Source organism: Arthrobacter sp. NPDC093128, assembly GCF_040683875.1.
Taxonomy (GTDB): domain Bacteria; phylum Actinomycetota; class Actinomycetes; order Actinomycetales; family Micrococcaceae; genus Arthrobacter.
The window spans coordinates 57,642-71,801 of record NZ_JBFBEY010000009.1 but is presented as its reverse complement, the minus strand read 5'-3'; the positions used below and the strand labels follow the sequence as shown (position 1 = coordinate 71,801).

At 66.9% G+C, this 14,160-nt stretch carries 16 protein-coding genes; 13 read left to right on the top strand and 3 right to left on the bottom strand.

Translation table 11 applies throughout. From position 1 onward, the window contains the following. The 10 genes from folE (at position 1) to AB0N24_RS12235 (ending at position 8,640) form a co-directional block, all read left to right on the top strand. Entirely contained in the window at positions 1–654 is a 654-nt protein-coding gene (folE, locus tag AB0N24_RS12280; RefSeq protein ID WP_214951803.1) for a GTP cyclohydrolase I FolE, read from the top strand. Between the two features lie 11 nt (positions 655–665). Then, positions 666–1,601 carry a dihydropteroate synthase gene (gene folP / locus AB0N24_RS12275; protein WP_364124258.1) on the top strand — a complete coding sequence of 312 codons (936 nt, stop codon included), beginning with the start codon at positions 666–668 and terminating at the stop codon, positions 1,599–1,601. Positions 1,602–1,614: 13 nt separating this feature from the next. Continuing rightward, entirely contained in the window at positions 1,615–1,974 is a 360-nt protein-coding gene (gene folB, locus AB0N24_RS12270; protein WP_104175608.1) for a dihydroneopterin aldolase, read from the top strand. Then, the gene (gene folK / locus AB0N24_RS12265) at positions 1,971–2,525 is read left to right on the top strand and encodes a 2-amino-4-hydroxy-6-hydroxymethyldihydropteridine diphosphokinase (RefSeq protein WP_364124255.1); all 555 of its coding nucleotides are present in this window, start codon (positions 1,971–1,973) and stop codon (positions 2,523–2,525) included. Before folB ends, folK begins: the two co-directional genes overlap by 4 nt. A gap of 3 nt (positions 2,526–2,528) precedes the next feature. Further along, entirely contained in the window at positions 2,529–3,056 is a 528-nt protein-coding gene (locus AB0N24_RS12260; protein WP_364124252.1) for a DUF3180 domain-containing protein, read from the top strand. Further along, on the top strand, positions 3,037–3,549 hold the full coding sequence (locus tag AB0N24_RS12255) for a PH domain-containing protein (protein ID WP_364124249.1): 513 nt from the start codon (positions 3,037–3,039) through the stop codon (positions 3,547–3,549). Before AB0N24_RS12260 ends, AB0N24_RS12255 begins: the two co-directional genes overlap by 20 nt. 50 nt (positions 3,550–3,599) lie before the next feature. Then, complete coding sequence (locus AB0N24_RS12250) at positions 3,600–5,183, top strand: PH domain-containing protein (RefSeq protein WP_364124654.1); 1,584 nt, start codon at positions 3,600–3,602, stop codon at positions 5,181–5,183. Beyond that, positions 5,176–6,096 (top strand): DUF2520 domain-containing protein, encoded by a 921-nt coding sequence (locus AB0N24_RS12245; protein ID WP_364124246.1) that lies wholly within the window; start codon positions 5,176–5,178, stop codon positions 6,094–6,096. Before AB0N24_RS12250 ends, AB0N24_RS12245 begins: the two co-directional genes overlap by 8 nt. A gap of 1 nt (position 6,097) precedes the next feature. Further along, on the top strand, positions 6,098–7,027 hold the full coding sequence (locus AB0N24_RS12240) for a pantoate--beta-alanine ligase (RefSeq protein ID WP_104175613.1): 930 nt from the start codon (positions 6,098–6,100) through the stop codon (positions 7,025–7,027). A gap of 128 nt (positions 7,028–7,155) precedes the next feature. Continuing rightward, positions 7,156–8,640, top strand: a complete 1,485-nt coding sequence (locus tag AB0N24_RS12235; protein ID WP_364124243.1) for a DHA2 family efflux MFS transporter permease subunit — start codon at positions 7,156–7,158, stop codon at positions 8,638–8,640. 59 nt (positions 8,641–8,699) lie between these two features. On the opposite strand, the gene AB0N24_RS12230 is transcribed toward AB0N24_RS12235, so the two are convergent. Genes AB0N24_RS12230 through AB0N24_RS12220 form a run of 3 tightly spaced genes read right to left on the bottom strand, consistent with a single transcriptional unit; the run spans position 8,700 to position 11,455 of the window. Next, positions 8,700–9,536 carry an alpha/beta hydrolase gene (locus AB0N24_RS12230; protein ID WP_364124240.1) on the bottom strand — a complete coding sequence of 279 codons (837 nt, stop codon included), beginning with the start codon at positions 9,534–9,536 and terminating at the stop codon, positions 8,700–8,702. 60 nt (positions 9,537–9,596) lie between these two features. After that, entirely contained in the window at positions 9,597–10,451 is an 855-nt protein-coding gene (locus tag AB0N24_RS12225; protein ID WP_364124651.1) for an alpha/beta hydrolase, read from the bottom strand. Between the two features lie 26 nt (positions 10,452–10,477). After that, complete coding sequence (locus tag AB0N24_RS12220; protein ID WP_364124237.1) at positions 10,478–11,455, bottom strand: alpha/beta hydrolase; 978 nt, start codon at positions 11,453–11,455, stop codon at positions 10,478–10,480. Positions 11,456–11,638: 183 nt separating this feature from the next. Between AB0N24_RS12220 and lysS the strand changes: the two genes are divergently transcribed. From lysS to AB0N24_RS12205, 3 genes are all read left to right on the top strand, one after another. Beyond that, positions 11,639–13,168: a lysine--tRNA ligase gene (gene lysS / locus AB0N24_RS12215; RefSeq protein WP_364124235.1), complete on the top strand. Its 1,530-nt coding sequence runs from the start codon at positions 11,639–11,641 to the stop codon at positions 13,166–13,168. 2 nt (positions 13,169–13,170) lie between these two features. Further along, positions 13,171–13,389: a hypothetical protein gene (locus AB0N24_RS12210; RefSeq protein ID WP_364124232.1), complete on the top strand. Its 219-nt coding sequence runs from the start codon at positions 13,171–13,173 to the stop codon at positions 13,387–13,389. Between the two features lie 169 nt (positions 13,390–13,558). Then, complete coding sequence (locus AB0N24_RS12205; protein ID WP_104175619.1) at positions 13,559–13,885, top strand: Lsr2 family protein; 327 nt, start codon at positions 13,559–13,561, stop codon at positions 13,883–13,885. Positions 13,886–14,160 lie beyond the last annotated feature (275 nt).

Here is a 14,160-nt window from a genome sequence, read left to right as displayed (position 1 = left end):
GTGAATCATTTCGACGACGACGACGTTTCCGCCACCGCCGATCCCTCAACTGGCAGTTCTTCCCGCAGCTCCTCGCGGCGTTCGGACAACAAGGTTGACCGCCGGCGGATCGAGGCGGCCGTGCGGGAAATCCTGCTGGCCATCGGTGAGGACCCGGACCGCGGAGGGCTCCTGGACACCCCCAAAAGGGTGGCCAAGGCCTACGCGGAGGTCTTCGCGGGCCTGCACCACGACCCCGCGGAAATCCTGTCCACCACCTTTGACCTGGACCACGAGGAACTGGTCCTGGTCAAGGACATTCCGTTCTACTCCACCTGCGAGCATCACCTGGTGCCGTTCCACGGAGTGGCGCACGTTGGCTACATCCCGTCCCATGACGGCAAGGTCACCGGGCTGAGCAAACTGGCCAGGCTGGTGGACATGTTCGCCAAGCGGCCGCAGGTGCAGGAGCGTCTCACCACCCAGATCGTCGAAGCACTCGTAACGCACCTCAAGCCGCGCGGTGCGATCGTGGTCATCGAATGCGAACACCTGTGCATGTCCATGCGCGGTATCCGCAAGCCCGGCGCCAAGACCGTCACCAGTGCCGTGCGCGGTCAACTGCATGACCCGGCCACCCGCGCCGAAGCCATGAGCCTCATACTCGGAAGGTAATAAAACAGACTATGGACTCCCTCGCTGCAGCACCTGGAACCGGACCCGCAACAAACCCCTTGCCAGTCCTGCGTAAACCGCGGCCGGCAGCCAAGTTTGAAGATCTCCCCACGGACCGCACGCTGGTGATGGGCATCCTGAACGTCACCCCCGATTCCTTCAGCGACGGCGGCAAGCACCCGACGCCGGACACCGCCATCGCGGCCGGCCTCCGGATGTTCTACGCCGGCGCCGACATCATCGACGTCGGGGGTGAATCCACGCGCCCCGGCGCGGAGGAAGTCAGCCCCCAAGAGGAACAGCGGCGCGTGCTGCCGGTGGTAGAGGCGATGGTCAAAGCCGGCGCCCTGGTCAGCATCGACACCACCCACGCTGCAACCGCGGCAGCTGCCCTCAAGGCCGGCGCAACCATCATCAACGACGTCTCCGGGCTGACGGTTGAGCCCGAGATGGCCGAGCTGGTGGCGCGCACCGGTGCGCCGTACGTCCTGACCCACCGCCGCGGCGACGCCAAGACCATGAACTCGCTCACTGACTACGGCAACGTGGCGGAGGAAGTCGCCGCCGAACTGGTGGGCGTGCGGGACAAGCTGTATGCGGCCGGGGTGGCACCGGAGCAGATCATTGTGGACCCGGGCCTGGGCTTCTCCAAGAACGACGGGCAGAACTGGGAACTCCTGCGGAACATGGGACCGCTGGAGGCCCTTGGCCACAGGATCCTGGTGGGGGCGTCCCGGAAGCGCTTCCTCGGCACGCTCCTGTCCGTTGCAGGCAAAGCTGCGGCCCCGGAGGAACGGGACCACGCGACTGCCGCCATCACGTCCATCAGCGCCGCCCGCGGCGCATGGGCCGTCCGGGTGCACGACGTCGGACCCAGCCTTGACGCCGTCAAGGTTGCCGCACGGATGTCTCCCGGACCGCTCGGCGACACCAGCCCCACCAACTAGGCAGGCAGCCACGATGGACACAATCACGCTGAGCGGTGTTACCGCCGTCGGCCATCACGGGGTGTTCGATTTCGAGCGCCGCAACGGCCAGCCGTTCATCGTTGATGCCGTGCTGCACCTGGATTTCACCAAGGCCGCCGCGTCGGATGACGTACTGGACACCGCGCATTATGGCGAGGTGGCCGAACGCATCAAGCACTGGATCACCGGCGAGCCCCTGAACCTGATCGAGGCACTTGCCGTGCGCATCGCCGACGACCTCCTGCAGGAGTTCCCGCTGGCCGCTGTGGACATCACGGTGCACAAACCCAAGGCGCCCATCGAGGTTGAGTTCGGCGACGTCTCCGTCAGCGTCCATCGGCGGCGGTCATGAACCCCCCGTATTCGAACAACCCGTATGTCCGTGCCGTCCTGGCGCTCGGCAGTAACCTGGGGGAGCGGAACGACACCCTGTCCACCGCCGTCGCCGATCTCGTGGACCGGCCGGAAGTGCGGCTGACCGCGGTGTCCCCGGTGGTCCAGACCAAGGCCGTGGGCGGCCCCGAGGGCCAGCCCGACTTCCTGAACATGGTGATCACGGTGGAGACCTCGCTGCCGCCAATGGAACTGCTGCGCCATTGCCAGGCCGTCGAAAACAAGCACCACAGGGTGCGCGAGGTCCGTTGGGGACCCCGGACCCTGGACGTGGACATCATCACCTACGCCGATGTGGAGAGCTCCGATCCCACCCTGACCCTGCCGCATCCGCGCGCGGCGGAGCGGGCCTTCGTGCTGTACCCCTGGTCGCTCATCGACCCCGCCGCCGAACTCAACGGCGTGCGGGTGGCCGAGCTGGCGGCCAAGGCCGCCGATTTCCCGGACCTGGCGCTGTTTGACGGCTTCGGGGACTTCGACGGCCTGCCCACTGCGGGAGCGGTGGAGTAGCCCGTGAAACCAGTCAATCCCTTCCTGCTGATCGTTGTGGGACTGATCCTGGCCATTGCCGGGTGGTTCGCGGCGGTCATGACCACCCGCTACGGTCTGGCCACCCCGGTGCTGCCCCAGACCGGCCTGGTGACCATGGGAGTGATCGTGGCCCTCACGCTGATCCTGGGGATCCGCGTCCTGCGCTGGCGGAACGCCAAGAAAAAGAAAATGCTGAACCCCATCCTGGCCGCATGGACCCTCGTCCTCGCCCAGGCCTGCGCCTACACCGGAAGTGTGCTGCTGGGCTGGCATGCAGGGATCTTCCTGGACCTGCTGCGGCTCTGGAACCTGCGCAGCGACCAGGGAATCACCTGGCTGGCCCTCTCCATGGCCGGCGGGGGACTGGCCATGATCATTGTGGGGCTGGTCGTGGAACGCTTCTGCCGGATTCCGCCGGAAGACGGCGACGCCGACGGTGCCCCGGGCATGCCCGGCAGGGGCGCCCGCAAACCCAAGGGGGAAGGCGAATATGCCTACAGAGGCGATTGATCCGCCCGGAATTTCCTGGCTCCGGGTGTCGCCCAAGTATGTGACGGTCCGGCTCGTTGAGTGGGCGATCGGGAACCTGATCGCCGTGGCGCTGCTCTCGCTGCCGCTGGTGTTCAGGCTGGTGGGCTGGTGGGACTGGCTTCCGCTCTGGCTGGCCATCACCGTCCCCGCGTTCATGCTGCTTTTGGCTGTCTGGCGGCTGCTGCTCATTCCGCGGCAGGTGCGGGCCATCGGCTACGCCGAGCGCGACGACGACCTCCTGATCCGCAGCGGCATCTTCTTCCAGCGCACGTTGGTGGTTCCCTATGGCCGGATGCAGTACGTGGACATCGGCGTCGGGCCGGTGGAACGCGGCCTCGGCCTGTGCACGCTGAAGCTGCACACCGCCTCTGCCGGCACCAACGCGGAGATCCCCGGCCTGCCGTCTGACGAGGGGGCGCGGCTCCGCGAGCAGCTTTCCGCCCGGGGCGCGGCACGGCTGGCCGGGCTGTGACCTCTGACCGCGCTGTGACCTCTGACGGAGCCGGAACAGCCGGCGGGCCCGTGGGAGGAAGTGCTCCCGCCGGCGATGGACCCGCCGGGCAGGCTGCCATTAAGCCCGACGGCGAGTGGCTGCGCGTACATCCCGCGTCGCCATTCATCCGGGGCTGGGTGGCGCTGGCCGCCATCGGCTTCTTCTTCGGCCGCGACACCTTCGAACGCATGCTGCAGGGCCGCCCCCTCATGGATGAGATGTATTCCGGGCGGGTGCCGTTCCTGATCGCCGGCGGCGGGCTGATCCTCGTCCTGTCCGTGCTGGGGTTCATCCTGACGTGGTACTTCACCCGCTACCAGGTTGCCGAGGGCTACGTCCGGGTGAACACCGGCTTCCTGTTCAAGCAGCAGCGCCAGGCGCGGCTTGACCGCGTTCAGGCCATCGACATCGTGCAGCCGCTGCTGGCCAGGATCTTCGGCCTTGCCGAACTCAAGTTCGAGGTGGCCGACGCCGGCGAATCAGCCGTGCGCCTCGCCTACCTCCGGACCGACGACGCCCGCCAGCTGCGGGCCACCATCCTGGCCCGGGCGGCGGGGCTGGAACCCGACCCGGAGCGTCCCGAAGAAGCCCTGCCCGAGGCTCCGGAATTTCCCGTCCTGTCCGTGCCGCCGTCGCGCCTTATCGGCTCGTTGCTGCTGAGTGAGCAGAGTTTCTTCGTGGTGGTCGGCGCGGTGGCGTCCGTGGTGCTGTCAACCATCACGGACAACCGCGGGTTCTACTTCTACCTGATCCCGGCCGCCCTTGGCCTGGCCGCTGCTTACTGGGGATCGTTCAACAAGGGCTACAACTTCACCGCCGCCATCTCGCCGGACGGCATTCGGCTCCGCTACGGGCTGCTGGACACGCAGGCGCAGACCCTGCCGCCCGGACGGATCCAGGCCCTGAAGGTGACGCAGCCGCCGTTGTGGCGGATCTTCGGCTGGTACCGGATGCAGGTGAACGTGGCCGGTTACGGCGGTCCTGGCAGCAACGGCGAGGGCGCCTCACGCACCACGCTTCTTCCGGTGGGCGTCCTGGCCGATGTGATGAGGATGTTGTCGCTAGTGCTCCCTGACCCGGGAACGCCGGACCCGGCACGCGTCTTTGCAGCCGGCCTGACCGGCATTGCTCCGGCCGAACGGCCAGGTCCCGCAGGGCCGCCGGCCGCCCCGGAGGCTGGCGGAGCGGGGGAACCGGACAGCGGGTTCGTCACCAGTCCGCGCCGAGTGCGGCTGCTGGCCCCGCTGGGCTGGCGCCGCAACGGCTTCACCGCCACTGACACGGCGCTGCTGATCCGTTCCGGCCGCCTGTGGCGCGAGCTGGTGGTGGTTCCCCATCAGCGCACGCAGTCGATGGCCCTGCACCAGGGTCCGCTGGCTCGCCGCTTCCGTGTGGCGGACCTGGTCCTGCACACAACAGCCGGCCCGGTGTCGCCCCGGGTCATCCAGGCCGGACTGGACGAAGCCCGTGCGCTGTTCGACGCGCAGGCCGCCCGCGCCAGGGAAGCCCGCAAACGGCAGACCAGCGAGCAATGGCTGGCGCAGGTCACCCCGGCGGCGGTTGTTGAGCCTGATCACCCACAGAACCACCAGGAGGGCCCGCAGCATGGCTAAGCCAGGACGCCTCGGCGTCGGAATCATCGGTGCCGGCAAGGTGGGAGCAGTCCTCGGTGCGGCGCTCCGCGCTGCCGAGCACGCCGTCGTCGGCGTTTCTGCGGTCTCGGACGCGAGCCGGGAACGCGCCGAAACCCTGTTGCCCGGCGTTCCGGTGCTCGACGTGCAGGACATCGTGGAACGGTCCGAGCTGGTGCTGCTGGCCGTGCCCGACGACGCCCTCGGCGGACTCGTGCAGGGCCTCGCAAAGCTAGGGGCCTGGCAGCCCGGGCAGCTCGTGGCCCACACCTCGGGCCGCTTCGGCGTGGGGATCCTGCACCCAGTGCGGGCCGCAGGCGCGGTCCCGCTCGCCCTGCACCCGGCGATGACCTTCACCGGCATGAGCCTGGACCTCACGCGCCTGCTGGACTGCACGTTCGGCGTCACGGCGGATGCCGCCATGCTGCCGATCGCCCAGGCCCTGGTGGTGGAGATGGGCGCCGAACCGGTGGCCATCGCCGAAGGCGACCGCACCCAGTACCACGCGGCCCTGGCCCACAGCTCGAACCATTTGGTCACCCTCGTCGCCCAGGCGGCGCAGCTGCTCCGCGAAGTGGGCGTCGAAGCCCCGGAGCGTATGCTGGGGCCGCTCCTCCGGGCCACGCTGGAGAACGCGCTTGCCTCCGGCGAGACCGCTCTGACCGGGCCGGTGGCCCGCGGCGATGTTGGCACGGTTGCCGCGCACGCCGAGGCGTTGCGGGAACACGACGCCGGTGCCGGCGGCGATATTCTGGAGGCATACCTGGCCATGGCGCGGGCCACCGCGCGCCGCGCCGGAAACCGGGGGCTGTTGAAGCCGGATCAGCTGGATGCGATCCGCGCGGCCTTGGACGGCACGGACAACGACGGGCCGCAGGCCCCTGGAGGAAACTGACTTGACGATCAAACTCGTGACCACCGCGGCGCAGCTGCGGGCCGAAAGCGCACGGCTGCTGACGGAAAAACAGGGTTCGTCGCAAGGCCTCGTTCCTACCATGGGCGCCCTGCACGAAGGCCACGCCAGCCTGGCGCGCACCGCCGTCGAAGAAAACGACGTTGTGGTGGCCAGTATCTTCGTCAATCCGCTGCAGTTCGGCGAGGCCGTGGACCTGGACCGGTACCCGCGGACCCTCGAGGCGGACATGGAACTCCTCGACGCCGAGGGGGTGGACCTGGTGTTCGCGCCGTCGGTGGAGGAGGTCTATCCGGGCGGCGAACCCCTGGTACGTGTCACGGCGGGGCGCCTGGCCGAGAAATGGGAAGGCGCCTCCCGCCCCGGCCACTTCGACGGAGCGCTGACCGTGGTGGCCAAGCTTCTGCATTACGGGTTTCCGGGTGCCGGGCTGTCGGGCGGCGGCGCCTTCGTGACCGGCGCCGGTGCGGGACTGCCCGCCTACCGCGCCTACTTCGGCCAGAAGGACGCCCAGCAGCTGACGCTGGTGCGCCGGATGGTGGCTGACCTGAATTTCCCGGTGGAGATCGTTGCGGTTCCCACGGTGCGGTCCGCGGACGGCCTGGCCCTGAGCAGCCGGAACAGGTTCCTTTCCGGGGAGGAGCGCGAGGCCGCCCTGGTGCTGTCCCGGGCCCTGCGGCTCCTCGAAGAGCGGGCCAATGCCCATGAACCGCTGGACCTTGAGTCCGCCCAGGCCATGGTGGAATCCCAGCCACTGGTGGGCCTGGACTACTTCGACGTGGTGGACCCGGACACCTTGGATCCCCTGGCCGAGAACTGCAAGGAGACGCCGTTCCGTGGCGAAGGCCTGGCAATCATTGCGGCCAAGGTGGGGCCGGTCCGGCTGATCGACAACGTGCCGCTGAACTCCTGACCCGCCGCATTTCCCGGTCCTGATCCGATTTTTTCTAATGACGGGAATTACCCCGGGGGCTACACTGTTGGAATCTGCAGCGATGACGCTCGCCGGAAACCACTTCGCATCTCCCTGAGGGAATCCCCATGTCTACAGACGTCTCTTCCAACGCCCACGGCGATCCCGTGACCCCTGCCACCGCGGCAGCGCAGGCCGCGGGCCCGGTGAAGATGTCCCGTGAGTCCGTCACCATCATCGTCACCCTGCTGGTTGCCACCTTCGTGGTCATCCTCAACGAAACCATCATGAACGTCGCGATGCAGAGGCTCATGGTGGACCTCGGGGTTGACGCACCCACGGTGCAGTGGCTGTCCACAGGCTTTATGCTCACCATGGCCGTAGTCATCCCCACCACGGGGTTCATCCTGCAGACCCTGTCCACCCGCGCCGTGTTTATGCTGGCCATGGGCCTGTTCTCCGGCGGCACACTGCTGGCCGCGCTGGCCCCCGGATTCGAAGTACTGCTGCTGGCCCGCATTGTCCAGGCCGGCGGTACAGCCATCATGCTTCCGCTCCTGATGACCACGATCCTCACCCTGGTCCCGATCGAACGCCGCGGCGCCGTCATGGGCAACGTGAGCATCGCCATCTCGGTGGCGCCGGCCATGGGGCCCACTGTCTCCGGGCTGATCCTTGAGCACTTCACCTGGCGGTTCATGTTCGTCTTCGTCCTGCCGGTTGCCCTCGCGGCCTTCGCCCTCGGCGCCCGCTTCCTCACCAATGTCGGCGAGTCCGAGAAGACCAAGCTGGACTTCCTGTCCGTGCTGCTGACCGTTCCGGCATTTGGCGGAGTTGTCTATGGCCTCAGTCAGATCGGCGGCGGCCATGGCGGCCAGAGCGGACCCGGCGCCACCGCCATCGCGGCGCTGGCCGTGGGTGTAATGGCCATGCTGGCCTTCGTGTTCCGCCAACTGAAACTGCAGAAAAAGGAAATGCCGCTGCTGGACCTGCGGGCATTCAACTTCCGCATGTTCACGGTGTCCGTGCTGCTGATGGTGGTGGCCATGATCGCCCTGTTCGGCGCCGTCATCCTGCTGCCGCTCTACCTGCAGGAAATCCGCGGCCTGAAGTCCCTCGAAACCGGCCTGGCGCTCCTCCCGGGCGGCCTGGCGATGGGTCTGCTGGGTCCGGTCATCGGCCGCTGGTTCGACAAGGTGGGTCCGCTGCCGCTGACCGTCACCGGTTCCGTCATGATGGTGCTCTCACTCTGGCAGTTCTCCATGCTGGACGCCGGGACAGCCGTCTGGTGGATCGTGTCCCTGCACGTGGCGCTGAGCCTCGGCCTGGCGCTCCTATTCACCCCGGCCTTCACCACCGGGCTGAACCCGCTGCCGCCGCACCTGTACTCGCACGGATCGGCAATTATGAGCACGCTGCAGCAGGTGGCCGGTGCCGCCGGGACGGCGCTGCTGGTGTCGATCTACGCCGTGGTGGCTGCAGGATCGGGCATCGTCGCGGGCATGCACGCGGCTTTCCTGACGGCAGCCGTCATAGCCGTCGCCGCCGTCGTGCTTTCCGCCATGATGCGCAAGACGGCCGGCGCGGAGCACCCGGCACCGGCCGCCCACTAACAACCCACTTGGGACGCGGTCCGGACGTCCCCCCCGTGCCCAACCGGGGTCAGCCGCGGTCAGCCGGCGAAGAAATCGCTGAGTTCGCTGATCAGCTTGTCCGGCGCCCGGTTGACGCCGTCGTGGCCCGAGCCGGGCAGGATGGTGTAGCTGGAACCGGACAGCACGTCGTGGATCTGGCCGCACGCGATGCCGAAGTAGGCCGGGCTCTTTTCGCCGACAATGATGAGGGTCTCGAGCGGCAGTGCCAGGAACGGCTCGGCCGGCATGTCCGCGGCGATGATCGCCTTGATCTCCCGGACGCCGGTCTTCATCAGGTCCCGATGCTGCTTGCCGATGGGTGTCCCGGCGATGAGTTTGTTGGCGAGCGTGAGCATCGACAGCGGCATCCGCGAGGACAAGGCCCCGCCCGTCTCTAGCCCCCTGACCAGCACGGCAAGGGCGCGGTCGTCGTCGCCGGCCGCCGTCGCGCGTTCGTATTCGGAGATCCAGTCCGCCTTGACGCTGTGGTTCACGGACACGGCGGGATCGTAGACCGCCAGCCGTTCCACCGGCAGGGTGCGGGCCGCGTGGAGCGCCACGGCGCCGCCGAAGCTGTGGCCGAAGACGTCCGTGCTGGCCGTGTGCTTCATTACGGTGTCCAGGTCGCGGATGTCCACATCCAGCGTGTAGTCGTCCGGCTGCGCCGAGGATTCGCCGCGTCCGCGCCGATTGAACGTGTGCACCGGCCGGCCCAGCGACGCACTCAGCTTCTGGGCAAAGCGCGTGTAGTCGGCGGCGGTGACCATGGAGGCCTGCACGACGACGACGCCCGAGCCAGCCGAGGCCAGTTCGGCTCCTGTGGTGTAGAGCTCCAGCGTTCCGCCGTCGGGCGTCTTGATGTTCTCGCGCGTCATGTTCCGAGCCTACCCGGGGCGGCAGGAACCGAACAGCAGCTTGGGACCGGCATCACCATGTCAGCCCTTGAAGTACGCGGAGATGTCCTCCACCAGCTCTTTGACGGCCGCGGGGATGGAGGCGTGGACGCACTTGGGCGAGACCTGAAGCTCGCTGCCGGGTACGGCCCGGTGCAGTTGTTCGGCCGTCGCCTTGTAGTAGTGCGGGCTTTTGGCGCCCACCATGAACCTGGTGTTCGGCGGCAGGACGGAAAAGTCCCGGACGTGGTCGTCCTCATCGAACACCGCTTTGAGCTCGCCCACGCCGCTGGGCATCAGCTCCTTGAACACCCGGTTCACCTTGGTCCGGGACACCAGCGCCATCAGGCCGGCCAGGAGCGGTTCCGGAATCCTGGCCAGGGGCGAGCCGGGCTGCATGCCCTTCTTGAGCTTGGCCAGGGCGTGCGGGACGTTTCCGGCGTTGACGGAGCGTTCGAAACTGTCCAGCCAGGACATGTCCACCTTGCCGTCGATATTCACCGCGGCGTCATAGACAGCGAGCTTGTCCGGCTGGTGCCCGGTCCCGGCGAACTCCTGGACCGCATTCAGCGCCACGGAACCGCCCAGGCTGTGGCCGAAGAGGTTGCGCGCGCCGGTGGCGTCAATGACGGCCCGGACATCGGCAATCTCGGTGGCCATGGAATAGTCTGCCGGCTGCGGCGTTGAGTCGCCGCGGCCGCGCCGGTCATAGACGTCCACGGCCCAGCCCTCGCCGAGGCCCTTGGACAGTGCCTCGGAAAACGGCCGGTAGATCAGTGCGGTCAGGAAGGCCCCGCCGATCACCACGACCCGCCGCTGGCCAGGGGCGTCCACGGTGCCGTAGCTGTATAAAGCCAGCCGGCCGCCGTCGTGCGTGGTGATGAACTGCTGCTCCACTGATCCCTTGTCTTTGAAGTCTTCCTTCACTGACCAATCCTAAAGCGGCTGCCCAGCGGGTGCCTGGCGGCGCGGATCCGCTGGAGCCGCAGGCCGACGTCGTTGGCCAGGAACCGTGCGGTGGTGAGGGCCAGGCGGTGCCCCGGCCGGAGCGGCCCCTCGTGGAGCTGGCCGGGGACCAGGGCGAAGTCAATGGCCGGCACCGCCGCGGCGAGCTGGCGGCCCGTTTCGGCGAAGTACGCCGGGCTCCAGCCGCCGCTGAGCATCAGTGTGGGTGTGGTGACGCCGGCGAAGTCGGCGAGCTCTGCGTCGGCTTTGAGCACGGCCCGCATCTCGGCGACGGCGGTGGGCAGCAGCTGCCGCATCTCCGCCCCGAGCCGCGTCCGGGCGGACAGGATGCTCAGTATGCGCAGGGCACCGAGCGGGAGCTTGGAGACCGGGCCTGCCGTTTCCAGCCCCTGGACCAGATGAGCCCAGGCATGGTCGAGCTGGCCGGCGGCCATGGAATGCTCCAGTTCCGGACGCCACCGGCGTTCGAGGCTGCCGGAGAGGGAAACCGCGGCGTCGTAGGTCACGAGCCGCCGGATGGGCTCGGTCCGGGCTGCCTGCAGGGCCACAAAACCGCCGTAGCTGTGGGCCACCACGTCCGCGGAACCGGTGGCCCGCATCACGGCCGCGAGGTCGCTGATCTCCGTCGCCGCCGAGTAGTCCTCGCGCTGGCCGGCGGAACCGCCGCGGCCGCGGCGGTTGTAGGTATGGACCGGCCGCCCTAGGAGGCGGGCAATCTTCACGGCGAACGGGCGGTAGAGCGCGTCCGTCACCAGGGTTCCGTGAATTACGACGACGCCGGGTTGCCCCGCGTCGTCCGGTTGACCGTCCAGGCTGCCAGCCAGGGTGCCGTCCGGGCCGCCAGTTGCCGGCAAAGCGGGGGACACCACAGGCCTGAACGAGTGCACCTCAAGGTGACCGTCGCCGTCGTCCGTCCTGATCGTCCGAGTCTCCACAGCCCCGAGTCTATTCCCCTCACCGCAGCAGCCTCCGCCCCTCCTCCTCCTCCAGAGTTTTTGTCCAGATAATGAGGGATAGACGGGCCGTAGAGGGCATTATCTGGACAAAAAATCCCCGGTGAGTGGAATCATGGCCGGCAGGAAAAACGTGCCGCGGAACTCCCGGTAAACTTAGGGATTGTGACTTCCCAAAACACCCCCACCCCGACCAATGCTGCCGAACCGGCGGACGCCAGCGAGCAGATGCGCATCCGCATGGAGAAGCGCGCCAAGCTGATTGAACGCGGCGAGGCGTACCCGGTGGGTGTTGAGCGCACGCATTCCCTGAGCGAGGTCCGCGAAAAGTACGCCCACCTCGAGGCCGACGAGACCACCGGCGACATTGTTGGCGTCAGCGGCCGCATCGTGTTCATCCGCAACACCGGCAAGCTCTGCTTCGCCACCCTCCAGGAAGGCGGCACGGACGGCAAGGGAACCCGCCTCCAGGCCATGCTGAGCCTGGCCAACGTGGGTGAGGAGTCCCTGGCCGAATGGAAGGCCCTGGTGGACCTGGGCGACCACGTCTTCATCAAGGGTGAGGTCATTTCCTCGCGCCGCGGCGAGCTGTCCGTGATGGCCGATTCCTGGTCCATGGCCTCGAAGGCGCTCCGCCCGCTGCCTGTGCTGCACGCCGGCCTGAACGAGGAAACCCGCGTCCGCCAGCGTTACGTGGACCTGATGGTCCGCGACGAGGCCCGCGAGATGGTGTACACCCGCGCCGCGATCACCCGCTCAATCCGGGAAAGCCTGCACCGCCGCAACTACGTCGAGGTGGAAACCCCGATGCTCCAGCTGGTCCACGGCGGTGCCCTGGCCCGGCCGTTCGAAACCCACATGAACGCCTTCGACCAGAAGATGACCCTGCGCATTGCCACCGAGCTGTACCTCAAGCGCGCAGTGGTGGGCGGCATCGACCGTGTCTACGACATGGGACGCGTGTTCCGCAACGAGGGCGTGGACTCCACGCACAGCCCGGAATTCACCACACTGGAATGCTACGAGGCCTGGGCCGACCAGTTCGTCATGGCGGACCGCATCAAGGAGATCATCCTTGACGCCGCCGACGCCGCCGGTGTGGGTCGCACCATCCAGACCGAGGCCGGGGAGATCAACCTCGACGGCGAGTGGGCCTGGCTGGCTGTATACCCCGGACTGTCCGACGCCGTGGGCCAGGAAATCACGCCGGACACCACCGTGGAGGAACTGCGGGCCGTGGCGGCCAAGCACGACGTCAAGGTCGATCCCAAATGGGATGCCGAGAAGCTGGCAGTTGAACTGTTCGGCGAAATCGTGGAACCAACGCTGCTGAACCCCACGTTCGTCTACAACTACCCGCCGTCCGCGCAGCCCCTTGCGCGCCAGCACCGCGACGACGACCGCCTGATCGAGGCCTGGGACCTGATCATCGGCGGCATGGAACGCGGTACGGCCTTCTCGGAGCTCATTGACCCTGTCATCCAGCGTGAACGCCTCACCGAGCAGTCCAGGCACGCCGCTGCCGGTGACGTGGAGGCCATGCAGCTGGACGAGGACTTCCTCCGCGCACTCGAGTACGGTGCCCCGCCCATGGGCGGCATCGGGCTGGGCATTGACCGCCTGGTGATGCTCTTCACCGGGGCCGGCATCCGCGAAACCATCCTCTTCCCGCTCCTGAAGCCTGAAGGACACTGACCGTGGAGTACGTTGCCGTCCTTCTGCCCTCCCTTGTGGTCGGGTTGCTGTTTTGGTTTGCCATGAAGTCGATCTTCAACGCGGACAAATCGGAGCGCCAGGCCGAGGCACAGGCCCACGCTGAGGCAAAAGCCCGCGATGCTGAATCAAAGCAGGAGACGAATGGTGCCCCGAATACGGGAACCAATCCCGGCGACGGCATCGGCAACAGCACAAACTAATACTTCCGGCTTATTCCTGCCCACCATTCACAGGAACCTTTTGCCGCTTTGACGCGTTGCCATAAAGCGAGAGATACTTGCTTTGACGCGTTGCCATAAAGCGAGAGATACTTTATCTGATACATCCTGCTTTTCTGCATACCCGTCCTTTCCAAAAGAGAGAATTTTTATGGCACAGAAAGTAAAAATCATCCTTGTCGATGATCTGGATGGGGGAACCGCGGACGAAACTGTCCGATTTGGCCTTGACGGCGTCAGTTACGAAATTGACCTGTCTGCTGCCAATGCTGCAGAACTACGCTCCTCCGTGGAGCGGTTTGTTTCAAGCGCCCGCAAGACGTCCACCGGCCGCGCCACCCGCACAAAGGTCTCAAGCGGTCGGAACCAGGACTCTGCACAGATTCGTCAGTGGGCCAGGGAGAATGGCTATGCGGTTAACAGCCGCGGCCGTATCCAGGCTGAAATTCAGGAAGCCTACCAGAAGGCAAATTCCTAGCACTGCCGCAGTTTTGCGTGGAAAAGCAATGCCCCTGCCAAACGGCGGGGGCATTGCTCATTTGAATACCCGGCAGGTCGCCGGAGGCGGTTGTGGTAAAGCGCCCCGGTTATTCCGGGGTTATTTGCGGCCCGGAGCAGGTTCCGGGGGGTGCAGCGCAAAATGGAGTCCCTCCGGTGAACGGATTCCGTGTGAACAACAAAGTCATTGTTTGTCGGGTTTCCGGTGCGCCGGTGCGTCTTCGCCGGACGGCGGTATTGGGGGCCGGTTTGCCG

Coding starts and splice junctions, on each gene's coding strand:
- folP (WP_364124258.1), top strand. CDS start 666: ATGGACTCCCTCGCTGCAGCACCTGGAACCGGACCCGCAACAAACCCC.
- folB (WP_104175608.1), top strand. CDS start 1,615: ATGGACACAATCACGCTGAGCGGTGTTACCGCCGTCGGCCATCACGGG.
- folK (WP_364124255.1), top strand. CDS start 1,971: ATGAACCCCCCGTATTCGAACAACCCGTATGTCCGTGCCGTCCTGGCG.
- AB0N24_RS12255 (WP_364124249.1), top strand. CDS start 3,037: ATGCCTACAGAGGCGATTGATCCGCCCGGAATTTCCTGGCTCCGGGTG.
- AB0N24_RS12245 (WP_364124246.1), top strand. CDS start 5,176: ATGGCTAAGCCAGGACGCCTCGGCGTCGGAATCATCGGTGCCGGCAAG.
- AB0N24_RS12235 (WP_364124243.1), top strand. CDS start 7,156: ATGTCTACAGACGTCTCTTCCAACGCCCACGGCGATCCCGTGACCCCT.
- AB0N24_RS12230 (WP_364124240.1), bottom strand. CDS start 9,536: ATGACGCGCGAGAACATCAAGACGCCCGACGGCGGAACGCTGGAGCTC.
- AB0N24_RS12205 (WP_104175619.1), top strand. CDS start 13,559: ATGGCACAGAAAGTAAAAATCATCCTTGTCGATGATCTGGATGGGGGA.